Raw genomic sequence first — 24105 nt, 5'->3', positions numbered from 1 at the left:
GGTGTCGTGTGGGGGTGTTGGTGCCCGCCCCCCCCGCCCCCCCCACGACTCACTCGTCGAGTTCTTCCAGTGCCGCCTCGGCGGCTTCGAGCTCGGCTCGGAGTTGTTCGACGCGCGCGCGGTGCTGTTCACGTGCGGCGTCGATCAACGGCTCGACTGCTGCGGCGACGTCGTCGTGCAGCAGTTTCGCCGCCTGGGCGACGGCGTTGGCCGGCACCTGGGTGGGTTTGACCAGTTTCCGCTTGGCGTTGGCGACTTCGACGCTCCACTGACCGTCCTGGTCGGCGGTGAGCGTCACGACGGCACCGCCGACGGGCTGCTTGACCTGTCGCGGTTTGCGTCGTGCCGCGGAGTTGTCGGCGGGTTTGGCCGTGGCCTGGGTGCTCGACTTGGCGGCGGGAGCAGGCGCTGGTTTCGCGGCGGGCTTCTCGACCGGCTTCGTCTCGGTCGCCCGGCTCGGTGTGCTGGCCGGGGTTTTCGCGGCGGGTTTGGCCGCCGGTTCCGGCGTCGGCTTCTTGCGGGGCGGTTTGACCTGGGTGACTTCTGCGGTGGAGAAGGACAGGACGTCCTTCGAACCGGCCGGGCGGACCTGGATGAAGTCCCCTTCGGCCGGTTCGCCGAGCGCGATCACCTTGCCGGAGCGCCCTTCTTGGACTCCGACGGCAGAGCTGGTGAACCACACCGTCGGCGTGGTTCCAGCGCTGAGCTCCTCGCGGATTGTGCGCAGTTCATCGGACGACAGCGGTGACATCGCCGCCCCTAGCTAGGGTGCGCCCCTGGGGGGCTGCTCGACAGTGACTCGATCACTATATCGAACGCCCGTGCGAAGCTTCAACGGGGTTGGGCGATCCGATCACCTCAGCGCGCGGTGACCTCGTAGTCGGACAGGTCCGCCTTCCTCGTGCGCGCCCAGTACTTCCAGGTGAATCCCGGCCACAGCGTGCGGTTCACGCCGTTCTCGTCGAGGTACCAGCTCCGGCACCCTCCGACCGACCACACGCCGTCGCCCAGTTCGGACTGGAGCTCGCGGTTGAACGCGTCCTGCACCGGCTGACGAACGTCGACCTGGCCGATCTCGCCCTTGTGGATCCGGCGGATGCAGTCGATCACGTAGTTCAGCTGCGACTCGATCATGAACACGACCGAGTTGTGGCCGAGGCCGGTGTTCGGGCCGAGCAGGAAGAACAGGTTGGGGAAGCCGGAGACGGTGATGCCGAGGTAGGTCTCGGCGCCGTCGCGCCAGGTGTCCTGGAGCTTGCGTCCTTCTCGCCCGACGATGGCGAGGTGGTCGTAGGCGTCGGTGACGTGGAAGCCGGTGCCGTAGATGATCGCGTCGACCTCGTGCTCCTGGCCATCACCTGTCACCACGGAGTTCTTCCGGACCTCGGTGACGCCGCTTGTGTCGACGTCGACGTTGGACCGGTTGAGCGCGGGGTAGTAGTCGCTGGAGAGCAGGATGCGCTTGCACCCCATCGAGTAGTCCGGCGTGACGGCCTCGCGCAGCTTCGGGTCCGAGATCGTCTTGCGGATGTAGCGCTTGGACAGCCATTCAGCGGCCTTGCCCAGGCGCTTGTTGAACACCGCGAAGAAGCGGGCTTCGAGGATCCAGTACATGGCGACGCGCGCCGTGCGCTGCGCCAGCGGAACGGTGCGGAACAGCTTCTTGACCGACTCCGGGATCGCCCGGTCGGGCTTGGGCTGGATCCACGGGGGCGTGCGCTGGAACAGGTGCAGCTTCTGGGCCTGCTCCGCGACGCGGGGGACGAACTGGATCGCGCTCGCGCCCGTCCCGACGACCGCGACGCGCTTTCCTCGCAGGTCGTAGTCGTGGTTCCACTCCGCCGAGTGGAAGATCTCGCCTTCGAAGTCCTGCACACCGGGCAGGTCCGGGTAGCTGGGGATGTGCAGGGCGCCGACGCCGGACACCAGGGCCCGGCCGACGTACTCGGTGCCGTCGCCGGTGGTGACCAGCCAGGTCTTGGCCTGCTCGTCGTATTCGGCGCCGGTGAACTCCACGCCGTGGTGCACGTGGTCGCGGACTTGGTACTTGTCCGCGCAGTGGCTCAGGTATTCGTTGATCTCGCCTTGCTCGGCGAACAACCGCGACCAGTTCGGGTTCTGCTCGAACGAGAACGAGTACATCAGCGACGGCACGTCGCAGGCACAGCCCGGGTAGGTGTTGTCCCGCCAGGTCCCGCCCAGGTCGGAGGACTTCTCCAGGACGATGAAGTCGTCGATGCCGGCCTGCTTGAGCTTGATAGCCATGCCGAGACCGGAGAACCCGGTTCCGACGATGACGACCGAAGTTTCGTATCGACGCTGGCCAGGCGACTGCTTCTGCACCATCAGAGCCCCTCCTCGGACACCGGCACCTTATCTACTCCGCAGTAGGCTACTACGAGTAGGTTACCTGCGGTAGGGTTGATTCGTGACGAGGTCTACTGCACCGGCCAGCGGCCGCAAGCGAATGTCCCGGGCCGAGCGCGAGACGCAGATCCTGGAAGTCGCGGAGCGGATTTTCGCCCACGCCGGTTACCAGGCGACCTCGATGGACGACATCGCCAGCCAGGTGGGCCTGTCCAAACCGATGCTCTACGAATACTTCGGTTCCAAGGAAGGCCTGCTGCTGGCCTGCCTGCAGCGGTCCAAGGCCGAACTCCTCGAAGCCACCAGCCGGGCCGCAGCCGAGGCCACCAGTCCGGAGCAGAAGCTCCACGACTGCCAGTTGGCCTTCTTCCGCTTCAGCGACGACCACGCGCAGGCGTGGGCGCTGCTGCGCAACGAGTTCTCCATCCCCAGCGCCCCGGTCAACACCGAGCTGGAGGCCATCCGCGTCCAGCAGCGCTACTTCACCGCGGACCTGCTGCGAACGGTGTGCGAAGACCTCGACCACCAGCAGGCCGAGGTGTACGCCGAGGCGATCATCGGCGCCAGCGAGCGGCTCGCCCTCTGGCGGGACCACCACCCGGAGGTCACCGCCGAGAAGGCCACCGAGCACATGATCGCGCTGTTCGCTCCGGGCCTGGGCTTCTAGAACTACCACCGGATGCGGGGCGCGAAGCGGCGCATGGGAACCTCTCTCCCAGTGCCGCACCCGCGCCCACGCACAGATCTTCACTCGTTCGGGCTGCATTCGCCGCTAGCGGCTCAAGATCCTCTAGAACGTCTCCGATGTCGAGTCAGCCGTGCCAACACCTCCGACTCGAGGAGATCCAATCTTGCGCTCCTGGACCACGCGCACAGTCAAGGCGGCCGTCATGGCCGCGGGCCTCGCCACTGTCGGCACCGGTGCCGCGAACGCGGCGGGAACCACCGACATCGAAAAGCCCGATCTGACGTCCGTTCCGGACGAGATCACCGCCGGGATCCCGGCCAACGCCTGCCAGATGCAGGAAGGGCCTTCGTTCAGCCCCACCAAGGCACCGTGCGCCGACGCGCAGCTGGACGTGAGCTCGCCGAACGTCATCAAGAAGGTCGGCGTGGACATCACCAAGACCGGGCACGGCGTTGCCGGTGAGCTGCAGGACGGACGTCCTGTGCTCGCCCCCGGCAAGCCGAACCGCGTGCTCGGGCACGTCTTCGCCGAGACCACCCGGGTTTCGAAGATGACCAAGACCCGGCCGACCGTCGCCGGCTCGGTGACCCCGGGCCACCTCGGCATGGTGTACGAGCACACGCCCGACGCTGCGCTGCTGGACACCGAGATCGGCCCGCGCAAGCCGAACCACCAGGGCTTCTCCGCGATGGACACGGCGGTGGCGCTGACCGCCGCCCAGGGCTACGAGTCCGAGCCCATCAGCAACCCGGTGGCCTTGGTCGCACCGACCCTGCAGAACAACCCGCTGCAGACCTCCGGTGAGCCGCTGACGCTGGCCAAGCCCAGCGACGTGCTTCCCGCGACGAAGAACACCCCGGTCGTGTCCGAGGCCGACAAGGTCGTCGGCGGAGCCGCCGAAGCTCCGCTGCAGCGGATCACCGGCGTCCTGCCGCTGAACTGAGAAAGGCGATCCAGCCGGAAATCCACAGTGGAATGTCTGATTCACCGTCACTCCATCGAGGGTATTCGGCTGAAAACGCCCTTCTGAGTTCGACTTGAGCGCGACTCATGTCGCAGACTCTGCCGCGCGACGCAGGAGAAGCGCAGAAATTCCCTGTGCCGCAAGGGTTAACGCCCTGAAGAAAAGTCATCCATAAGGAGAACCACAGTGCGTACCGCTGCACGTATCGCCGGCGTTGCCGGCGCCGCCACCGCCATGCTGGCCCTGGCCGGCCCGGCGTTCGCCGACAGCGCGGACAACGAGGGCGTCAACGGGGCGAACGACAACAACATCAGCGCCGTTCCGGTGCAGGGGTGCGGAGACAACGTCGCCGTCCTCGGCGCGGTTGTCCCGGTTCTGTCGCCGCAGACCCCGGAGTGCGTCAACGCCCCGATTGTGGACCACGCCAAGGGCTGAGCACGCTGAGCGAACGACGAGGCGCCGGGCCCATTTTCGGGTCCGGCGCCTCGTTTTGTCAGCTCACTCGGCCGCGGTGGCCTTCACGATCTCCGCGTCCGGCTCGCCGTTGTCGAACGGCTCGCCGTTGGCAGCACGCTTGACCAGCGACTCCGGAGGCTGGAACCGGTCGCCGTAGCGCTCCGCGAGTTCGCGGGAGCGAGCGACGAAACCGGCCAGGCCACCCGGGTAACCGTTCATGTACTGCACGACGCCGCCGGTCCACGGCGGGAAACCGATGCCCATGATCGAGCCGATGTTGGCGTCCGGCACGGACGTCAACACGCCCTCGTCGAGGCACTTCACCGTCTCCAACGCCTCGACGAACATCATCCGCTCGGTCAGGTCCGTCAGGTCGACCGAGGCGGGGTCGGTGTCGGTGGACCCGAAGTGCTCCACCAGGCCCGGCCACAGTCCGGTCCGCTTGCCGTCGGCGTAGTCGTAGAAGCCGGCACCGCCGGAGCGACCGGGACGGTCGAACTCCTCCACCATGCGGTCGATGACCTGCTCGGCGGGGTGCGGAACCCACGTGCCGCCAGCGGCTTCAACCGCCGCCTTCGACTCGTCGCGGATCTTGCGCGGCAGGGTCAGGGTCAGCTCGTCGAACAGCTGCAGCACCGGAGCCGGGAACCCGGCCTGCGAGGAAGCCTGCTCGATGGAAGCCGGGTGGATCCCCTCGGCCAGCATCGCCACGCCCTCGTTGATGAAGGTGCCGATGACCCTGCTGGTGAAGAACCCGCGACTGTCGTTGACCACGATCGGCGTCTTGTTGATCTGACGCACCACGTCGAACGCGCGGGCCAACGCGCGGTCGCTGGTCTGCTCGCCCGAGATGATCTCCACAAGCGGCATCTTGTCGACCGGTGAGAAGAAGTGCAGCCCGATGAAGTCCTCGCGCTTGCGGACCCCTTCCGCCAGGTCGGTGATCGGCAGCGTCGAGGTGTTCGAGCACAGCAGGGCGTCGTCGTCGATGACGTCCTGGATCTCGCCGAAGACCTGGTGCTTGAGCTTGAGGTTCTCGAAGACCGCCTCGATGACGAGGTCGCAGCCCGACAGCGGCTCGATCTGGTCGGTCGCGGTGATGCGGCCGAGCAGCTCGTCGGCCTTCTCCTGCGTGGAGCGACCCCTGGCGACGGCCTTCTCAAGGATCTTCGCCGAGTAGTCCTTGCCCTTCTCGGCGTTCTCCAACGAGACGTCCTTGAGGACGACCTGCATGCCGGCCTTGGCGCAGACGTAGGCGATGCCTGCGCCCATCATGCCGCCACCGAGAACCGCGACCTTCTTCGCGCGGAACTCCGGTTCACCGTCGGGACGGCTCCCACCGGCGTTGATGTGCTGCAGGTCGAAGAAGAACGCCTTGCTCATGTTCTTCGCGGTCTGGCCGCAGACCAGCTCGACGAAGTAGCGGCCCTCGATGTCCAGGGCGGTGTCGAAGTCGACCTGGCTGCCCTCGACCGCGGCGGCCATGATGTTGCGCGGCGCGGGCATGGGAGCGCCCTTGAGCTGCTTGCGCAGGTTGGCCGGGAACGCGGGCAGGTTGGCGGCGAACTTCGGGGACGACGGGGTGCCGCCGGGGATCTTGTGCCCGGGGGTGTCCCACGGCTGAGCGGCCTCCGGGTTGGCCTTGATCCACTCCTTGGCCTTGGCCAGCATCTCCTCGGGAGTGTCGACCAGCTCGTGGATCAGGCCGGTCTTGAGGGCCTTGTCCGGTCGCAGCTGCTGTCCCTGCAGCAGCACGTTGAGCAACGCCTCGGCGATGCCCAGCAGCCGCACGCTGCGCACCACGCCGCCGGCGCCGGGCAGCAGTCCGAGGCTGACCTCGGGGAAGCCGAAGCGGGCCTTGGGGTTGTTCAGCGCGACGCGGTGGTGGCAGGCCAGCGCGATCTCCAGGCCGCCGCCGAGGGCGGTGCCGTTGAGCGCGGCGACCACGGGCTTGCCGAGCGTTTCCAGTCGGCGCAGCTGCTTTTTGACGTTGGCCGTGGTCGCGGAGACGGACTCGGCGTCGCCGGCACGGGCTTGGATGAGTTCACGCAGGTCGCCACCTGCGAAGAAGGTCTTCTTCGCAGAGGTGAGAACGACGCCGGTGATGTTGTCGCGCTCGGTTTCCAGGCGGTGCAGGATCGCGTCCATGCTGGCCTGGTAGCGCAGGTTCATGGTGTTGGCCTGCTGCTGGGGGTCGTCCAGGGTCAGCACGACGATTCCGTCGGCGTCGGACTCCCAGCGGATGGTGTTCTGCTCGCTCATGTCTGATGTGTCCCTCAGCCGATCCGTTCGACGATGGTCGCGATCCCCATGCCGCCACCGATGCACAGCGTTGCCAGGCCGTATCGGAGGTTGCGGCGTTCGAGTTCGTCGATGACGGTGCCCAGGATCATCGCCCCGGTGGCACCCAGCGGGTGGCCCATGGCGATGGCACCGCCGTTGACGTTGACCTTGTCGTGGTCAACGTCAAACTCCTTCATGAACTTCAGCGGAACCGCGGCGAAGGCCTCGTTGATCTCGATCAGATCGATCTGCTCGATGCTCATGTCGGCCTTGCCCAGCGCCTTGCGCACGGCCGGTCCGGGGCCGGTGAGCATGATCGTCGGGTCGGCGCCCGAGAGCGCTGCGGAGACGATGCGGGCGCGCGGCTTGAGCCCGGTGCGTTCCCCGAGGCCCGCGCTGCCGATCAGCGCCAGCGCGGCGCCGTCGACGATGCCGGAGGAGTTCCCGGCGGTGTGCACGTGGTCGATGTTCTCGACCCAGTGGTACTTCTGCAGGGCGACGGAGTCGAAACCGCCCATCTCCCCGATGTCGGCGAACGAGGGCTTGAGACCGCCGAGGGAGTCGGCCGTGGTGCCGGGGCGGATGTGCTCGTCGCGGTCGAGGACGGTCAGACCGTTGCGGTCCTTGACGGGGATCACGGAGTCGCCGAAGCGGCCGTCGGCCCACGCCTTGGCGGCGCGGTCCTGCGACTCGGCCGCGTAGGCGTCCACCGTGCCGCGGTCGAAGCCTTCGATGGTGGCGATGAGGTCGGCGCCGATGCCCTGCGGCACGAACGACGTGGCGTAGTTGGTCTCCGGGTCCATCGCCCAGGCTCCGCCGTCGGAACCCAGCGAGACGCGAGACATGGACTCGACACCGCCGGCGAGGACCGCGTCCTCCCAGCCGGATCGGACCTTCTGCGCAGCGATGTTGACGGCTTCCAGGCCCGAAGCGCAGAAGCGGTTCAGCTGGACGCCGGCGACGGTTTCGGGAAGGCCGGCGGCGAGCGCGGCGGTCTTGGCGATGTCGCTGCCCTGATCACCCACTGGCGAGACCACGCCGAGCACGACGTCATCGATCAGCGCGGGATCGAGCTGCGGATGACGGCGCTGCAGCTCCTCGATCAGGCTCACGGCGAGGGTGATCGGCTTCACCCCGTGCAGCGAACCGTTTTTCTTTCCACGACCCCGCGGTGTGCGGATCGCGTCGTAGACGAACGCCTCGGACATGTGTGGCGTGCCTCCTCATTGCGGCAGGTGCTCCACCCAGAGTGTGACACCAATGCTGTCACAGTCAATGACCATAGCGCTGTCGGCCGGACGGAGCAGCGTGGTGTTCCGAGCATGGGAACCTTCCGTTCACCATCCACCCACGAACCGGCCCGAGTTCAGCGATGAAGGTTCCCTTGCTCTCAACGACGAAGCGGGGCCGTCGCAACGACGGCCCCGCTCATCGACACGAACTCATCGCAGCAGTGAGTCCGCCCCCGCGCCGCGGATCGAGGCGTCCAGCACCTGCACCGTGTGCGCCATCGACATGCTCTCCCCGCGCCGCTCCAGGGCGGTGCGGATCTGCATCGAGCAGCCGGGGTTGGCCGTCACCAGCAACTCCGCGCCGGTGTCGAGCACGTTCGCGGCCTTGCGGTCACCGAGCTCGCGGGCGGGCTCGGGCTGCAGCAGGTTGTAGACGCCCGCCGAACCGCAGCACAGCTCGGCCCGGTTGATCTCGCTGAGCTGCAGCTCGGGAATGGCGCGCAGCAAGTCGCGCGGTTGCGACCGGATGCCCTGCCCGTGCGCGAGGTGGCACGCGTCGTGGTAGGCGATCTTCACCGGCAGCGGGTGGCGCTCCGCCACGGGACCGAGCTCCACCAGCAGTTCGGCGATGTCGCGCACCTTCGACGAGAACCGCTCGGCCTTCTCCCGGTACTCCGGGTCGTCCTGGAGCAGTCGCGGGTATTCCTTGAGCGTCGACCCGCACCCGGCCGAGTTGATGACCACGTGATCCACGCCGGACGCTTCGAAGGTGTCCAGCAGCTCACGGGCGAAGCCGACCGCTTCCTCCTCGCGTCCCGAGTGCTCGCTGAGCGCACCGCAGCAGCCCTGCGAGGGCGGAACGACCACATCGCATCCTTCTGCGGCGAGGATTCGGGCCGTGGCCGCGTTGACGTCGGGGAAGAACGCCGACTGGACGCACCCGGTGATCATGCCGACGGTCGTGCGCCGCTCACCCCTGGCCGGGATCCGCTGCGGGAGCTTCTCGGCGCGACTGATGGGCGGAGCGAGGGATTCCATGACCTGGAGCCCTGCGGGGAGCTTGTCCATCAGCCCGGTGCGCTTGAGCAACCTCCCCAGCCGGGTCCGCTGGTAGAGGGCGAGCGGGCCGCGCATCGCGCGGAGCCGCTTCGGGTAGGGGAACAGCGTGAAGATGGTTGTGCGCAGCAGTTTCTCGAACCGGCTGCGCTCGTGGTGGCGTTCGACCTGCGCACGGGTCTCGGTGATCAGCGTGCCGTACTGCACGCCTGATGGGCAGGCGGTCACGCAGGCCATGCAGCCCAGGCAGGCGTCGAAGTGCTCGACCACGTTGTCGGTGAGCGGTTCGCCTTCGAGTCCTTCCTTCATCAGGTAGATGCGCCCGCGAGGGGAGTCCATCTCCTCGCCCCACAGGTCGTAGGTGGGGCAGCTGGGAAGGCAGAAGCCGCAGTGCACGCAGTCGTCGATGAGTTCGCGCTGCGGCGGGTGGAAAGCGTCGAAGGCGCCTGGGCGGGCGGGGGTCTCGGTCATCAGATTCCTCCCACGAACCGGCCGGGGGCGAGCCGGTGTTGCGGATCGAACTGGTCCTTGGTGCGGCGCATCAGCGCGAGCGGTCCGGCGGCGACGGGACCCCACGGGTCCACGACCTCCAGAACCTCGCGCGGAGCGCGTTCGAGCACCGCGTAGTCGGCGCGGTCTCGCAGTTGTGCGGTCAGCCGGGCGATCGCCGCCGGGTCCACTCCGGCCGGCAGGCCCACGTGCAGCACGCCGAGCCCGATCGCACCGCGCACGGAAACCGGCAGGTCACCGAGGCTCTCCTCGATGGCGGTCAGCAAGGCGCGCATGGCGGCGGGCTTGGCGCCGACGCGCAGCCCGGTGCCGTCGGCGTCGAACGGGTGCTGCCCCCACCACCGCGGCGGCTGGTCGACGACCTCACCGCCGACCGCGGCCGCCAGTTCCAGCGCGCGATCGTGGGTGGCAGAAGGGCGTCCTTCCAACTGCCCGCAGACCGTGAGCGCACCGCCATCCGGCCGGTCGATCTCGATGGCGGTGGGCATCGCCTGCGAATGGCGGATGATGTCGGCGGCTTCGGCGGCCGCGGCGGGATCGTCGGCGGAGACGGTGATCCACCGGTGTTCGGCGGCCACGGGGTGCAGCCGGAACACGGCTTCGGTGATCACGCCGAGGGTGCCGAACGAGCCGGTGTAGAGCTTGCAGAGGTCGTAGCCTGCGACGTTCTTGACGACCTTCCCGCCGGCTGTGGTGACGGTGCCGTCGGCGAGCACCACGGTGATGCCGATCAGCAGGTCACGAACGCCGCCGAAGAGGTGCCTGCACGGCCCGGAGGTGGCCGTGGCGATGACCCCGCCGACCGTGGCGGTGGCGAGGGGCTGGTCGATGGCGAGTTGTTGGCCACCTTCTCGCACGACGCGGTTGATGTCGGCGATCGGGGTGCCCGCCAGCGCGTGCACGACCAGGTCGCCTGCGGCGTGCTCGACGATCTCGTTGGCCGGCGAGACGTCCAGCAGCAGGTCGACGTCACGGGGCGGGGCGCCCCAGTCGAGCTTGCTGCCCGAGCCCGTGGGCACGACGCGCAGTTGGTGTTCGGCGGCGACCTTCATCGCCGCTGCTGCTTGTTCGGTTCCCTTCACCGCGGCCACCAGCTGGTGGCCGATTCCCATGGCGTCGTCCGCGGCAGGGCGCACGTTGTCGGCGCCGAGCGCGGCCACCAGTGCGTCGTGGGCGGCGTCGGTGGTCTTCGTGTGCATCAGAACTGCTCCGCCAATCCCGCTTCGGTCAGGGGGTGCACGCCTTTTCGCCGTCCCGGCACTTCCCCGCACAGCCGTGGTGTGGGGAAGACCTTGCCCGGGTTGCAGATCCCGACCGGGTCGAACGCGCAGCGGACCCGCTGCATGGTGTCGAGGTCATCGGCGGTGAACATGCGGCCCATGTACTTGACCTTGTCCGCACCGACTCCGTGCTCGCCGGTGATGGACCCTCCGTGCTCGATGCACAGGTCGAGGATCGCGCCGGAAACGGCCTCGGCGCGTTCACCCGCACCGGGTTCGGCGTCGTCGAAGAGCACCAGCGGATGGAGGTTCCCGTCACCGGCGTGGAACACGTTGGCCACGCGCACGCCGGATTCGCTGGACAGGCGGGAGATGCGCCCCAGCACCTCGGGCAGCGCGGTGCGCGGGATGACCCCGTCCTGAACGATGTAGTCGGGGCTGATGCGGCCCACTGCGGCGAAGGCCGATTTGCGGCCCTTCCAGATCATCGCCCGCTCCGCGTCGTCGGCTGCGACTCGGATCTCGAATGCGCCGTGCGCGCGGCAATGCCGTTCGACCTCGGCGAAGGTGTGCTCGACCTCGGCCGCCGGGCCGTCGAGCTCGACGACGAGCACGGCTCCGGCCCCGTCGGGGTAGCCGCACTGCACTGCTTGTTCGGCGGCCTCGATGGCCAGGGCGTCCATCATCTCGATGGCTGCTGGGGTCACGCCGTCGGCGATGATCGCCGATACCGCCGCGCCCGCCTCGTCCGTGGAGGGGAACCCGGCGAGCAGCGTCTGCACCGCTTCCGGTTTGCGCAGGAGGCGCACGGTGATCTTGGTGACGACGCCGAGAGTCCCCTCGCTGCCGACGAAGGCCCCCATGAGGTCGTATCCGGGAACATCGCGCGCATCGGAACCGAGTTCGACGAGTTCGCCGTCAGGTGTGACCACTTCGATGCCGAGGATGTGGTTGACGGTGAAGCCGTACTTCAGGCAGTGCGCGCCTCCGGAGTTCTCGGCCACGTTGCCGCCGACCGAGCAGACCTGCTGGCTCGAGGGGTCGGGGGCGAAGTAGTAGCCCTGCGGCGCAGCGGCTTTGGTGACGTCGAGGTTGATGACGCCGGGTTCGACGACGGCCCGCTCGTTGGCGATGTCGATCTCCACGATGCGGCGCATCTTGGAGGTGACCACCAGGACTCCGGACGAGTGCGGGAGCGCGCCACCCGACAGGCCTGTTCCAGCACCTCTCGCGACGAAGGGGATCTCGTTGGCGGCGCAGGTTCGCACGATGTCCCGGACCTGCTCGGCGGTCTCGGGGAGCACGACCACCGCCGGCACGACTCGGTGGCTGGCGAGTCCGTCGCATTCGTAGGTCCGCAGTCGCTGCGGGTCGGTGATGACCGCTACGTCCGGCAGCAACGCGCGGAACTCCTGTATCGCGGTGTTCAGCGCGGCTGGGCTTCCCGCCGCTCGCTCGGTTTCGACTCTGGCCGACTGCATTGTTCAGCCTCCCGGGAAACTTCCGCCTAGCAGAATTAAGGTTCCGTGAAAGAAAATCCTAGGTTGCTCACAACATAGATACAAGAGGTGGACAAGGCGGGTTCCTGTCTCCTCGAGTGTGCCCGAATATGCACGTCAAAGACGATCTACGCAGGTCGAGGCCGCGGTGGAACGGTGAACGAAAGGTTCCCTTGCACTACTCGACCGCTCCCAAGCCCCACCACTGCCTGCGGTGAGCGGAAGGTTCCCTCCCTCCGGCCAGGGAGCCGATCTGAAGGGGCCCACCAGGTCATCACCGGCAGGGCGGGAACCGGAGCACCCGGCGAGCGCCGCCGCTCGCCGACCACCCGTGCTCAGCCTCCGGTCACCAGCACCGGCACCAGTTGTTCCGCGGCGGTCAGGGAACCGTGGTGGCCCCGAAGCTTCGACTCGCCGGGCTCGACCACCGAACGGATCACCCCGGTGGTGCGCAGGATCGCCAGCACGTCACCGATGCGCGGGCTCACCGCCGCCGACACCGGACCGAAGTAGCCCTCGTCGATGGCCTGTTCCCGGGTGATCACCGCACCGCGCTCGCCGATGGTGTCCCGCCACGCGGCCAGCACGTCGTCCCGCGCGCCGGGGTGGGTGTAGACGTGGCGCACGCGCACCTCGCCGCCGAGCAACCGGACGCCGTCGAGCAGTGCGGGGTCGCTGTCGGCGTCGATCGACGCTGCCGGGTCCAGGTCGACCATCCCGTGGTCGGCCACGACGCCGAGCACCACGCCGGGAGGTAGTTGTTCGGCGACCATCTGCACGAACGCGTCGATCTGCCTCAGCTGCATGCGCCACTGGATCGAACCGGGCCCGTGGATGTGTCCGAGCAGGTCAACGCCACCGTGGTAGCCGTAGCAGAGGGTGGGCCCGGGACTGTCGGCCGCGTCGAGGAGCTCTGCGGCCAGATCCCCCAACTCCCGCACCCCGCGGAAGCTTCCGCCGCGCAACGATGCCCTGGTCAGACCGCTCCCCTCGAAATGCGGGGGCACCGCGGTGCGGACGTCGACACCGGCGGCCACGGCTCGTTCCAGCACGGTCGTGTTGGGCTGCACCTGCTCCGGGGGCCACTGCTCCATCAGGCTGGCCCGCTCGCCGTCGGCGCCTGTGGGGGCGCTGCGCGCGGTCCAGCTCAGCGGGTGCAGCAGGCCACCGCCCGGTTCCGCGAAGGTGTAGCCGACGAGTCCGTGCTCGCCGGCGCACCGGCCGGTGGCCAGCGAGGTGATGCTGGTGACCGTGGTGGTGGGGAACCCTGCTGTCAGTGGCGGCGAGTGCTGCAGGCTCGCCAGGAACGGCGCATCGGATTCGTGGGCCCGCAGCAGCTCGTGTCCGAGGCCGTCGATCAGCAGCACCAGGGCGTTGCGGCAGGGTGGGATGCCGATGGTGTCGGTGTAGCGGTCGACGCCCATCGCGGCCAGCATCGACGGCAGGACGTCGCGCAGCGCGCGACCATCGGGGTCGGGGGCGACGATCCAGTCCACGGCTCGTCTCCTTCACGGCGGGTTGCGGGAACCGGCGGGCGCCGTTCCCGACGACGCCGTCAGAATCCCATGGATCGGCCGATGATCTCCTTCATGATCTCGGTCGTGCCGCCGTAGATGGTCTGAACCCGCGCGTCCAGGTAGGCCTTGGCGACCGGGTACTCGGTCATGTAGCCGAAGCCGCCGTGCAGCTGCAGGCAGCGGTCGATGACCCGTTTGTTGAGTTCGCTGAGCCACCACTTGGCCATGGCGGCGTGTTCGATGCTGAGCTCACCGCGCACGTGTTCCTGCACGCAGCGGTCCGCGAAGACCTGCCCGATCTGGACCTCGGTGGCCATCTCCGCGAGTTCGAAGCGAGTGTTCTGGAACTTGCCGATCGGGCGACCGAAGGCGGTGCGATCACGGCAGTAGTCCTTGGTGAGCTCCAGGATCTTGGCGGCCGAGGCGATCGAGGCCACCCCGATCGACAACCGTTCCTGCGGCAGGTTCTGCATCAGGTAGATGAAGCCCTGGCCTTCCGCGCCGAGGAGGTTGCGGGCGGGCACGCGCACGTCGTTGAAGAACAGCTCGGCGGTGTCCTGGGCCTTCTGGCCGATCTTGTCGAGATTGCGGCCGCGTTCGAAGCCGGGCATGTCGCGCTCGACCACGAGCAGGCTGATCCCCTCGTGTCCCGCGTCCGGGTCGGTGCGGGCCACCACGATCACCAGGTCGGCCATGATGCCGTTGCTGATGAAGGTCTTCTGCCCGTTGATCACGTAGTCGTCGCCGTCGCGGACCGCCGTGGTGCGGATGCCCTGCAGGTCACTGCCGGCGCCGGGCTCGGTCATGGCGATGGCGGAGATGAGCTCTCCGGAGCAGAACCCGGGCAGCCAGCGCTGCTTCTGCTCGTCGTCGGCCAGCTTCATCAGGTAGGGGGCGACGATGTCGTTGTGCAGCGGTGATCCGAACCCGGAGACACCTGCGGCGACGAGTTCCTCGTCGAAGACGACGTTGAACCGGAAGTCATCGACGCCGCCGCCCCCGTATTCGTCGTCGACGGCGAAACCGAGCAGGCCCTGCTCACCGGCGGCTCGCCAGGATTCCCGGCTGACCTGACCCGCGGCCTCCCACTCCTCGATGTGCGGGACGAGTTCCTTGTTGATGAAGGTCCGAGCCGTTTCGCGGAACGCCTCGTGCTCGGCCTCGAACAACTCCCTGCGCATCTTCACGCTTCCTTCCGGTTGGTGGCGGGTGGCGCGAGGAAGGGAACCTTCCTGTCATCGCCGACCCGCGAAGCGGCTGTGTGGGAACGAATCTGCCGGCCGACCACGCCGTGGATCATCGCGGAGCGGACTGCATCGCTCCCGAGTCGAGCAGGTCTTGGGGAAGTCCCCAGTCGCGCAGCACCTCTTCGGTGTGCGCGCCTGGGGCGGCGATGGCGCCGGGCGCGGGGTTCGGGGTTCGGCTGAACCGGGGTGCGGGCGCCGGCTGCACCCGTCCGTCGCGGCGCACCAGGGTCTCGCGGGCGGCCAGGTGCGGGTGCTGCTCCGCTTCGGCCATGGACAGCACCGGTGCGACGCAGGCGTCGGAGCCGTCGAACACCTCGGTCCACTCCTGGCGCGTGCGCTGCTTGAACTTCTCGGCGAAGGTCTCCCGCAGCTCCGGCCACTTCGTGGCGTCGTCGCGGTCTGGGACCTTTCCCGTCAGTTCGAGCTTGTCCAGCAGTTCGGCGTAGAACTTGGGTTCCAGCGCGCCGACGGAGATGTATCCGCCGTCGGAGGTTTCGTAGACGTCGTAGTAGGGCGCTCCGGTGTCGAGCAGGTTCGTGCCGCGTTCCGTGCTCCACCCGCCGGATCCGAAGAAGCCCCACAGCATGGTTCCCAGGTGGGCGGTTCCGTCGACGATCGCGGCGTCGACGACTTGGCCGCGTCCGCTCACGCGGGCTTCCAGCAGTGCGGCGAGCACGCCGACCGCCAGGTACATGGCGCCGCCACCGAAGTCGCCCAGCAGGTTCGCAGGCACCTGCGGGGGGCCGTCCTTGCGGCCGATGAGGTGCAGCATTCCGGTGAGCGAGACGTAGCCGACGTCGTGGCCGGAGGTGTGGGCGAGCGGTCCTTCCTGCCCCCACCCGGTCATTCGCCCGTAGACCAGCCGGGGGTTGAGCTCCCAGCAGTGGTCGGGGCCGACGCCGAGGCGTTCGGTGACGCCCGGCCGCAGACCTTCCAGCAGCACGTCGGCCTCCTGGGCCAGTGCGAGCACTGCTTGCGGGCCCTGTTCGTGCTTGAGGTCTACCTGCACCGACCGCTTGCCCCGGTTGAGCAGGTCGTCGGCGCCGCCGGCGCCGGGTCGGTCGACGCGCACGACGTCCGCGCCGAGGTCGGCCAGCAGCATCGCGCAGAAGGGCGCCGGACCGAGGCCGGCGAGCTCGACGACTTTCACTCCGGCCAAGGGGCCGCCCGTTGCGGTCACGACAGATTCCTCTCCACGACGCGCCAAGCCCGAGCCTCGGACAACGCTGTGTCACGCGACACGCGAACCACGACGCAATCAGTGTTACATCGTTGGTGTAACAGCGGTCAAGGAGTAACGTGACCCGCATGCTCCGAACTGCGGACGAAGAGCTCACCATCGACGAACTGGCCGCCCGTGCCGGAGTGACCGTGCGAACGGTCCGCTTCTACTCGTCGCGCGGCCTGCTGCCGGCTCCCCGTCTGCGCGGCCGTCTCGGACTCTACGGCGCTGAACACCTCGCGCGACTGGATCTGATCCGTGAGCTGCAGACCCTCGGTTTCACCCTGTCCGCGATCGAGCGGCACCTGCAGCGCATCCCGGAGGGGTCTTCACCGGACGAACTCGCCCTGCAGCGCGCGCTGATCGCGCCGTGGACCGACGAGCACGCCGAAGACCTGGACCGTCACGAACTGGACCGCCGCGCGGGCCGTCACCTCGACGACGACCTGGTCGCGCACCTGGTGGAGCTGGGGATCCTGCAACGCATCGACGATTCCGACGAGCTGCGGTTGCCCAGCCCGGCGATGCTGGGAGTGGGCCTGCAGATCCTCGACCTGGCGCTGCCGCTGGAGATGCTGGTGCAGGCCAAGGGGATCGTCGAACGGCACACCGCGCAGATCGCCACCGAGCTTCGGGAGCTGTTCGCGGAGAACGTGCTGCGGCCGTACATGGAGCACGGGCGCCCGGAGGACGAGCGCGAGCGAGTGCGCGCGGTGACCGACCAGCTCCGACCCTTGACCATTCAGGTGCTGGTCAACGGCTTTCAGCGCGCCGTCAACGACGTCATCCGCGACCACGTCTGATTCCTCCTGATTTCTCCGGAAATCAGCGAAGTGAACCGGTTCGTCGGAACGTGATTCCAGCTTTCGGCGCTGGTTTCAACCGGTCCTGATCAGGTTTCATCGCCTCAACGCGCGTCAATCGCAACCGCTGTTCGGGGCGAGGGGAGATCGGCTGCGATGAGCACCTTGGACGACTGGGCCGAGGCAGCACTGGAAACGACGATCCCACGACTGTTCTCCCGCAACACCGCGCAGTTCCCGGACCAGCCCGCGCTGACCGACGACGGCCGGACCCTCACCTGGAAGCAGGCGGGCGAGGAGGTGGAGCTGCTTGCCGCAGCTCTCAGCGAACTCGGTTTGCAGCGGGGCCAGACGATCCTGCTGATGATGTCCAACCGAGCCGAGCATTGGCTCGCAGACGTCGCGGCAACACATCTGGGCGCGGTTCCCAGCACCCTGCACCCGGCGCTGAGCCAGGACCAGGTGCACGCGATCGCCACCCACAGCCGCGCTCGAGTGGTGGTGCTGGAGAGCAACGACCAGCTGCGGCGGTGGGCGAAGGCGCTGCGCAACGACAGCACGGTCGAACACGTCGTGGTGCTCGACGAAGCGGTGATGATCAGCGCGGACCACCGCTTCCGAACCTGGTCCGACCTGCGAAGACACGGCGCGCAGCGGCTGCGCGACGACCCCGGTTTGCTGCGGCGGGAAAGCGCACCGGTCACTCCTGCGACACCGGCGGCCATCATCTACCCGAGCGAGGACAGCGATCGGCTCAAGGGCGTGGTGCTGACCCACAGCAACATCTGCTTCGCCGCCGCCGCGCTGCACCACCTCACCCGACCCGAACCCCACACCGCGCGCCTGAGCTACCTGCCGCTGAGCCACATCGCCGAACGCGTCGTGGTCATCTACGCGGCGATCCACGACGCCGCGCACGTGCACTTCTGCGGTGATCGCGACGAGGTGCTCGACGAGCTGCCGATAGCCCGGCCCGCGCTGTTCTTCGCCTCGCCGCAGGTGTGGTCGCAGCTTGCCGGTCTGCTGCGCAGCGTTCCGGCGGAGCAGCGCCGAACGCCCCGGGACCGCGAGCGGGTGCGGGCCCGCGTCGGGCTGAACCGGACGGTGTGGCCGTCGATCGGTTCCGGACCGCTCGACCCCGAGGTGCTGGAGCTGTTCAACGGCGTCGGGCTGGACGTCTGCGAGCTGTGGGGCCTGATCGAGACGACCGGTTGCGCCACCACGAATCGTCCCGACGCCCGCCGCACGGGCACGGTCGGCCGGGCGATGCCCGGCATGGAGGTGCGCATCGCGTCCGACGGCGAAGTGCTGCTGCGCGGACCGCTGGTGTGCGCGGGCTACCTGGAGGCCGACGGGATGGTCCGTCCCGTCACCGATGCCGAAGGGTGGCTGTCCACGGGCGACGTCGGCGAGCTGGACGCGGACGGGTACCTCACGATCACCGGGCACAAGCCGGAGCTGTTCGGCGGCGACATGCCCTTGGCCTTGTGACCGCGGGTTCCGAGCATGGGAACCTTCCTGCCATCCCGCGCCGAACCGTCGCCGGATTCGCGCTTCCCGCAGGGCACCGGCCCGTTGCGCCATTCGGAGGAGATAACGTGAGGCCATGGCGACCGATGGCGAAGGTGAGAGCGCGCGCTGGCCGCGGCGGCTCTACGAGGAGGGCGACGAGCCCGACCCCCGGTTCACGCTCGCCAACGAGCGGACGTTCCTGGCGTGGATCCGCACCGCGTTGGCGCTGATGGCCGGTGGGGTCGGTGTTGAGGCACTCAACGCCGTGTCCGCTGAGCCCAGCGACATCCGCACCGTGCTGGCGGTCGCGTTGCTGCTGGCCGGGGTTCTGTGCAGCGGTACGGCTTTCACCAGGTGGGTGGCCACCGAACGCGCGCTGCGCCGGGGCAAGCCGCTGCCCGCTCCGCGCCTGGCTCCGGTGCTGGGCTACGGCTTGGGTGTGATCGGTGTGGCGGCCTGCGTGCTGCTGTTCGTGACCGGGTTCTGAGGTGCGCGAGCACCAGCCCTGGGATCCGGGGTTGCAGATCGAGCGCACGACCCTCGCCTGGTTGCGCACGGCGTTGGCGTTCACCGTGAGCCTGCTGGTGCTGCTCAAGTTGATCTCGCACCACAGCGCGTTGGCCGCGGTCGTGTGCGCGCTGACGACGTTGCCGGTCAGCGGGGTGGTGGCGTGGCTGGTGTGGCGGCGCCACCAGCGCAGCGATCGGCGTCTGCGCGCGAAAGCACCGCTGCCGGGCGGGGCTTTGCCCGCCGCGACAGCGGTGCTGGCGATGCTCGCCGGGGCGACCGGCGCGGTGTACGTCCTGTTCGCCTAGGCGATGCGGACTTCGAGGCCGATGTTGCCGCGCACCGCGTTGGAGTACGGGCACACCGCGTCCGCGGCTTCGGCGAGCTGCTGAGCCTGTTCCTCGGGAACGCCGGGCAGGTCGACGAGGAGGGAGACGTTGAGGCCGAAGCCTCCGTCACCGTTCTTGCCGATACCGACCTCGGCGGTGACCGAGGAGCCTTCGATGTCGACCTTCTGCTTGCGGGCGACCAGCTGGAGGGCGCTGTGGAAGCAGGCGGAGTAGCCGGCCGCGAACAGCTGCTCGGGGTTGGTGGCTCCGCCGGGGCCGCCCATCTCCTTGGGGATGGCCAGCTCGAGGTCGACCAAGCCGTCCGAGGTGCGCGTGCGTCCGCTGCGACCTTCGCCGGTCGCGGTGGCCTCCGCCGTGTAGAGAACTGTCATGCCTTCGTCTCCCGATTCTCGGTGACCCGGCGTGCCGCGTCGTTCAACGTGGTCGTCAGGTTTTCCAACGTGGACCGCAGCTGCTCGACCTCGCCGAGGTCCATCCCGGTCGCGGAGACCATCCGCTGCGGGATGTCGCGCGCCTGCTGCCGCAACGCGCGCCCCTCGTCGGTGACCTCGACGCGAACGGACCGCTCATCGGTCTCGCTGCGCGTGCGGACGAGCAGCCCACGGGTCTGGAGTCGTTTCAGCAGCGGCGACAACGTTCCCGAATCGAGCCGGAGCAGGTTTCCCAGCTCCTTGACCGTCAGCGACTCGCGCTCCCACAGCACCAGCATCACGAGGTACTGCGGGTAGGTCAGGCCGACCTCGTCGAGGAACGGCCGGTAGAGGTTGGTGAAGGCCCGCGACGCGCTGTGCAGCGCGAAGCAGAGCAGCCGGTCCAGCGTCGATTCCGTCGTCACGAGACAAACCGTAGCGCACAATTCAGTTGTGCGCAACTAAATGGCGCGCACGCGTCCCGTCGTTGATCGCGTGAGATTTCGACGCCGCAGGTCAGCGCAGCAGAGCGGCCCGAGGTGATGACAGGAAGGTTCCCATCCTCACCTCGGGCCGCCGCTCAGCACTCGATGACGTTGACGGCCAATCCGCCGCGTGCGGTCTCCTTGTACTTGACCTTCATGTCGCGCCCGGTCTCCCGCATCGTCTTCATGACCTTGTCGAGGGACACGAAGTGCGTGCCGTCGCCGCGCAACGCCATCCGGGCAGCGGTGATCGCCTTGACCGAGGCCACCGCGTTGCGCTCGATGCACGGGATCTGCACCAGACCTCCGATCGGATCGCAGGTGAGCCCCAGGTTGTGCTCCATCGCGATCTCCGCGGCGTTCTCCACCTGGCTCGGCGTGCCACCGAGCACTTCGGCCAGGCCTGCTGCGGCCATCGAGCACGCCGAACCGACTTCACCCTGACAGCCGACCTCCGCACCCGAGATCGACGCGTTCTCCTTGAACAGCACCCCGATGGCCCCGGCCGTGAGCAGGAAGCGCACCACGCCGTCCTCGTCGGCACCCGGCACGAACCGCGCGTAGTAGTGCAGCACCGCGGGCACGATGCCCGCCGCGCCGTTGGTCGGCGCGGTCACCACGCGCCCGCCCGCGGCGTTCTCCTCGTTGACCGCCAGCGCGAACAGGGTGACCCACTCCAGCGGATCGTCCTGAGCGGTCAGCTTCGCGGCCAACTCGGCCGCGCGCCTGCGCACCTTCAAGCCGCCGGGCAGCTCACCGGTGTTGCGGCAACCGTTGTCGACGCATTCCCGCATCACCCGCCAGATGTCCAGCAGCCCCGCCCGCACCGCGGGTTCCTCCCGCCAGGACAGCTCGTTGGCGAGCATCACCCCGCTGATCGGCAGACCCGACTCGGCGCTGCGGATCAGCAGATCGGCGCCCGTGCTGAAGGGCATGGGAACCGCTGTGTCATCCGCTTTGATCCGGTCGGCGCCGGCCGCGCCCTCATCGACGACGAAGCCGCCGCCCACCGAGTAGAAGACCGCCGACTCCAGCTCGCTCCCGTCGTTGCCGATGGCGGTGAAGCGCATGCCGTTGGGGTGTTCCGGCAGCGATTTGCGCCGGTGCAACACCAGGTCTCGCGCACTGGTGAACGACAGCACGTGATCACCGCCGAGCCGCAGCAGCCCGCTCTCGTCGATCTCGTCGACGCGCTGCGCGCCGGCCACCGGATCCACCGACTCCGGGCGATGCCCTTCCAGCCCGAGCAGGACCGCGTTCGGACTGCCGTGACCGCGACCGGTCGCGCCAAGGGAACCGAACAACTCCGCTTTGACCCTGTTGACCTTGGAGATGGTCCCGTTCGCCCGCAGCTTCGCGGTGAACCGCTGCGCTGCGCGCATGGGCCCCACCGTGTGCGAACTGGACGGGCCGATCCCCACCGAGAACAGGTCGAAGACACTGATCGTCATTGATCGCCTCGCCTCGTTCCGGGCTCCGCGGCTACTCGTTGATCAATTCGGAGTACTGCTCTGCGGTGAGGGTCGCGCCCGTCTCGGTGACGCGCACCTCGATCAGCCAGCCCTCGCCGTAGGGGTCGGAGTTGACCACGGCCGGGTCGTCCACAACGGACTCGTTGATGGCCACGACCTCGCCGGTGACGGGCGCGAACAGGTCGCTGACGGACTTGGTGGACTCCAGCTCACCACACGCCTGGCCGGACTCGATCTGGTCGCCGACCTCGGGGAGCTGGACGAAGACGATGTCACCGAGGGCGCTGGCGGCGTGCTCGGTGATGCCGATGCGCGCGATCTCGCCGCGGTCGTCGATCCACTCGTGCTCTTCGGTGTAGGACAGGTTCGTGGGCAGCGTCATGAGGGAGGCTCCATAGCTGTTTCGAAGGGACGTCGGTCCCCGGTTTCGGCTGGGCCTCCCCCTCTGTTGCGGAACCTGAGAGCTTCGCCGCGCGAGCGGCTTGCACCGTGGGTGGCCCGTCGGTGACGACGGACGCTTTCCAGAGTTGCCTCGCCCGAGCGGTCATGGGTGCCTGAGAGTTTGCTGGGGAGTGTTGCTCCTTCGGCGCCCTGCACTGGTGGCAGGGTCTCTCCCGCACGGGGTCGATGGCCGGTATGCGATTGTCGACTTGCTCAGCAACGATAAACGGGCCAGCGAGACTGTCAATGCACATGTGATCTCCGCCGGCACGCCCTTGGTCGAGGAGGACCCTTCGATGCTCGACATCCGGGCACTGGTCGAGAGGGTGGGCCCGGCCCTGCTGCGCACCGTGATCAGCCCGGAGCCCAACACCGTCGCCGGTGACGTGGTGATCGCCGAACCGGATCAGCCCACGACGGCGACCGGCGGCGACCTGGTGCTGGGTGTGGGGATCAACGACGTCGAGCAGGCGGTGCGGCTGGTGCGCGACTGCGGTGAGCAGGGCGCGGCCGCGGTGCTGCTCAAGCCACCGGTGTCGGCCGAGGCCGCTGTCGTGGAAGCCGTGCGCGGCGCCGACGTGGCACTGGTGGAGGTGCGTCCCGGCACCGCGTGGGCGCAGCTGGTGTGGCTGATCCGCGCGGCCTTGGCGGGCGGGATCAGGCAGGCGGAGGAGAGCGGTATCGGTGTCGCGGACCTGTTCAGGCTCGCCGATGCGGTCGCCGACGTCGTGGACGCGCCGGTGACCATCGAAGACGCCCATTCGCAGGTGCTGGCGTACTCGGCCAGGCAGGACCTGACCGACCCGGCGCGGATCTCCACGATCATGGGTCGCAAACAACCGGACGACGTGCTCGCGAAGTTCCGCGCCCGCGGCACGTTCCGGCAGCTCATCAAGGGCAGTTCGGCGATCTTCGTGCCCGCTCAGCAGGACGGGACGCTGCCGCGTCTGGTGATGCCGATCAGGATGGGCGGCGAGCTGCTGGGCTCGATGTGGGCGGTGGTGCCCGGCCCCGTCTCGGAGGAGCGCGCGACCGCCTTCGCCGACACCGCACCGCTGGTGGCGTTGCAGTTGTTGCGCTGGCGCGCGGTCGCCGACGTGCAGCGGCGGAGGACGGCCGAGCAGGTGCGGCTGCTGCTCGACGGCAGTGACGGCTGGCGGGGGGCGGCCAGCGAACTGGCGGTGCCCAACGAGGAGCACCGCGTGATCGCGATCGAGATGCCCGCCTCCGACGAGCCGGCCGAGGGACAGCGGCTGGCGATGTGGGAGTGGATCACGCGGGGCATCGGACGACGGCCGCTGGTCACCGAGATCGGCACCGTGCTCTACGCGCTGGTGCCCGACCGGGCTCGTGGAGGCGGCTGGCCGGAGCTGCGACAGGCGCTGCTGTCGCACGACCTGTCCCCTCGCCCGCTCGTCGCGGTGGGAACTTCCGTGGCGGTCACCGACATCCCGGGCTCCCGAGCCCAGGCCGATGAGCTGATCGGGATGCTGCGCACGGGGTTGGTGCGGCAACCCGTCGCGGTCTACGAGGACCTGTGGCACCTGCTGGTCCTCAGCCGGATGGCCGGCGCGGCCACCGACGCCGGTGTTGCCGCGCTGGGTCCCTTGGCGGTGCTGCGGGAGCACGATCGCGGGCAGGGCACCGACTACCAGGCCACCCTGCACGCGTGGCTGCGGCACCCGGGAGACCCCCGGCAGGCGAGCCGTGAACTCCGGGTGCATCCCAACACCTTCCGGTACCGGATGAAGCGGATCGGCCAGCTGGTGGAGGTCGACCTCGACGACGCGGACGTCCGGTCCGCGCTGCTGGTGCAGCTGCTGGCCGAGCGCTGGGCGCAGCACGGCTGAGCCGGGGACGCGGG

The 24105-nt window shown here is 68.5% G+C and carries 22 protein-coding genes and 1 riboswitch; of the genes, 8 read left to right on the top strand and 14 right to left on the bottom strand.

Going from position 1 to position 24105, the window contains the following annotated elements:
• Positions 1-49 precede the first annotated feature (49 nt).
• Both AB0J91_RS26645 and AB0J91_RS26640 read right to left on the bottom strand, forming a co-directional pair.
• Positions 50-751 (bottom strand): DUF6319 family protein, encoded by a 702-nt coding sequence (locus tag AB0J91_RS26645; RefSeq protein WP_363873987.1) that lies wholly within the window; start codon positions 749-751, stop codon positions 50-52.
• Between the two features lie 107 nt (positions 752-858).
• A complete protein-coding gene (locus tag AB0J91_RS26640) occupies positions 859-2346 on the bottom strand; it encodes an NAD(P)/FAD-dependent oxidoreductase (protein ID WP_363873984.1) in 1488 nt (495 codons plus the stop codon).
• Between the two features lie 82 nt (positions 2347-2428).
• Between AB0J91_RS26640 and AB0J91_RS26635 the strand changes: the two genes are divergently transcribed.
• The 3 genes from AB0J91_RS26635 (at position 2429) to AB0J91_RS26625 (ending at position 4454) form a co-directional block, all read left to right on the top strand.
• On the top strand, positions 2429-3034 hold the full coding sequence (locus AB0J91_RS26635) for a helix-turn-helix domain-containing protein (RefSeq protein WP_363873981.1): 606 nt from the start codon (positions 2429-2431) through the stop codon (positions 3032-3034).
• Between the two features lie 184 nt (positions 3035-3218).
• Positions 3219-3998, top strand: a complete 780-nt coding sequence (locus AB0J91_RS26630; RefSeq protein WP_363873979.1) for a hypothetical protein — start codon at positions 3219-3221, stop codon at positions 3996-3998.
• A 207-nt stretch (positions 3999-4205) separates the two neighbouring features.
• Positions 4206-4454 carry a hypothetical protein gene (locus AB0J91_RS26625; protein WP_363873977.1) on the top strand — a complete coding sequence of 83 codons (249 nt, stop codon included), beginning with the start codon at positions 4206-4208 and terminating at the stop codon, positions 4452-4454.
• 63 nt (positions 4455-4517) lie between these two features.
• Here the strand turns inward: AB0J91_RS26625 and AB0J91_RS26620 are convergent, their stop codons facing one another.
• The 8 genes from AB0J91_RS26620 to AB0J91_RS26585 form a co-directional block, all read right to left on the bottom strand.
• Complete coding sequence (locus tag AB0J91_RS26620) at positions 4518-6737, bottom strand: 3-hydroxyacyl-CoA dehydrogenase NAD-binding domain-containing protein (protein WP_363873975.1); 2220 nt, start codon at positions 6735-6737, stop codon at positions 4518-4520.
• 14 nt (positions 6738-6751) lie between these two features.
• Positions 6752-7966: an acetyl-CoA C-acetyltransferase gene (locus tag AB0J91_RS26615; protein WP_363873972.1), complete on the bottom strand. Its 1215-nt coding sequence runs from the start codon at positions 7964-7966 to the stop codon at positions 6752-6754.
• A gap of 234 nt (positions 7967-8200) precedes the next feature.
• Entirely contained in the window at positions 8201-9517 is a 1317-nt protein-coding gene (locus AB0J91_RS26610; protein ID WP_363873969.1) for a heterodisulfide reductase-related iron-sulfur binding cluster, read from the bottom strand.
• On the bottom strand, positions 9517-10755 hold the full coding sequence (locus AB0J91_RS26605) for an FAD-binding oxidoreductase (RefSeq protein ID WP_363873966.1): 1239 nt from the start codon (positions 10753-10755) through the stop codon (positions 9517-9519). Before AB0J91_RS26605 ends, AB0J91_RS26610 begins: the two co-directional genes overlap by 1 nt.
• A complete protein-coding gene (locus AB0J91_RS26600) occupies positions 10755-12257 on the bottom strand; it encodes an FAD-linked oxidase C-terminal domain-containing protein (protein WP_363873963.1) in 1503 nt (500 codons plus the stop codon). The genes AB0J91_RS26605 and AB0J91_RS26600 overlap by 1 nt, the downstream gene beginning before the upstream one ends.
• 353 nt (positions 12258-12610) lie before the next feature.
• Entirely contained in the window at positions 12611-13771 is a 1161-nt protein-coding gene (locus tag AB0J91_RS26595; protein WP_363873960.1) for a nucleotide pyrophosphatase/phosphodiesterase family protein, read from the bottom strand.
• 59 nt (positions 13772-13830) lie between these two features.
• Entirely contained in the window at positions 13831-14973 is a 1143-nt protein-coding gene (locus AB0J91_RS26590) for an acyl-CoA dehydrogenase family protein (protein WP_363873957.1), read from the bottom strand.
• Between the two features lie 115 nt (positions 14974-15088).
• Positions 15089-16219: a CaiB/BaiF CoA-transferase family protein gene (locus tag AB0J91_RS26585; RefSeq protein ID WP_363873954.1), complete on the bottom strand. Its 1131-nt coding sequence runs from the start codon at positions 16217-16219 to the stop codon at positions 15089-15091.
• Positions 16220-16347: 128 nt separating this feature from the next.
• Here AB0J91_RS26585 and AB0J91_RS26580 point away from each other — a divergent pair, with 128 nt between their 5' ends.
• The 4 genes from AB0J91_RS26580 (at position 16348) to AB0J91_RS26565 (ending at position 19391) form a co-directional block, all read left to right on the top strand.
• A complete protein-coding gene (locus AB0J91_RS26580; protein ID WP_363873951.1) occupies positions 16348-17064 on the top strand; it encodes a MerR family transcriptional regulator in 717 nt (238 codons plus the stop codon).
• Positions 17065-17220: 156 nt separating this feature from the next.
• Entirely contained in the window at positions 17221-18555 is a 1335-nt protein-coding gene (locus tag AB0J91_RS26575; protein ID WP_363873948.1) for an AMP-binding protein, read from the top strand.
• Between the two features lie 115 nt (positions 18556-18670).
• The gene (locus AB0J91_RS26570; RefSeq protein WP_363873945.1) at positions 18671-19063 is read left to right on the top strand and encodes a DUF202 domain-containing protein; all 393 of its coding nucleotides are present in this window, start codon (positions 18671-18673) and stop codon (positions 19061-19063) included.
• 1 nt (position 19064) lies between these two features.
• Positions 19065-19391, top strand: coding sequence for a DUF202 domain-containing protein (locus tag AB0J91_RS26565; protein ID WP_363873942.1), 327 nt, complete (start codon positions 19065-19067; stop codon positions 19389-19391).
• Here AB0J91_RS26565 and AB0J91_RS26560 read toward each other — a convergent pair.
• The 4 genes from AB0J91_RS26560 to gcvH all read right to left on the bottom strand — a co-directional run bounded on the left by AB0J91_RS26560 (position 19388) and on the right by gcvH (position 22182).
• Positions 19388-19804 (bottom strand): organic hydroperoxide resistance protein, encoded by a 417-nt coding sequence (locus tag AB0J91_RS26560; RefSeq protein WP_363873939.1) that lies wholly within the window; start codon positions 19802-19804, stop codon positions 19388-19390. The two genes, AB0J91_RS26565 and AB0J91_RS26560, sit on opposite strands and share 4 nt — an antisense overlap.
• A complete protein-coding gene (locus tag AB0J91_RS26555; protein WP_363873936.1) occupies positions 19801-20268 on the bottom strand; it encodes a MarR family transcriptional regulator in 468 nt (155 codons plus the stop codon). The genes AB0J91_RS26560 and AB0J91_RS26555 overlap by 4 nt, the downstream gene beginning before the upstream one ends.
• Positions 20269-20423: 155 nt before the next feature.
• Positions 20424-21779: an L-serine ammonia-lyase gene (locus AB0J91_RS26550; protein WP_363873932.1), complete on the bottom strand. Its 1356-nt coding sequence runs from the start codon at positions 21777-21779 to the stop codon at positions 20424-20426.
• Positions 21780-21810: 31 nt separating this feature from the next.
• Positions 21811-22182 carry a glycine cleavage system protein GcvH gene (gene gcvH, locus AB0J91_RS26545; RefSeq protein ID WP_363873929.1) on the bottom strand — a complete coding sequence of 124 codons (372 nt, stop codon included), beginning with the start codon at positions 22180-22182 and terminating at the stop codon, positions 21811-21813.
• A gap of 149 nt (positions 22183-22331) precedes the next feature.
• Positions 22332-22427, bottom strand: a riboswitch (glycine riboswitch).
• A gap of 110 nt (positions 22428-22537) precedes the next feature.
• On the opposite strand from gcvH, the gene AB0J91_RS26540 reads away from it, so the two are divergent.
• Positions 22538-24091 carry a helix-turn-helix domain-containing protein gene (locus AB0J91_RS26540; protein WP_363873926.1) on the top strand — a complete coding sequence of 518 codons (1554 nt, stop codon included), beginning with the start codon at positions 22538-22540 and terminating at the stop codon, positions 24089-24091.
• Positions 24092-24105: the final 14 nt, after the last annotated feature.

It is taken from the genome of Saccharopolyspora sp. NPDC049357, from assembly GCF_040677225.1.
In the GTDB taxonomy this organism is placed as follows: domain Bacteria; phylum Actinomycetota; class Actinomycetes; order Mycobacteriales; family Pseudonocardiaceae; genus Saccharopolyspora.
This window is presented reverse-complemented; position numbering and strand designations above follow the sequence as displayed.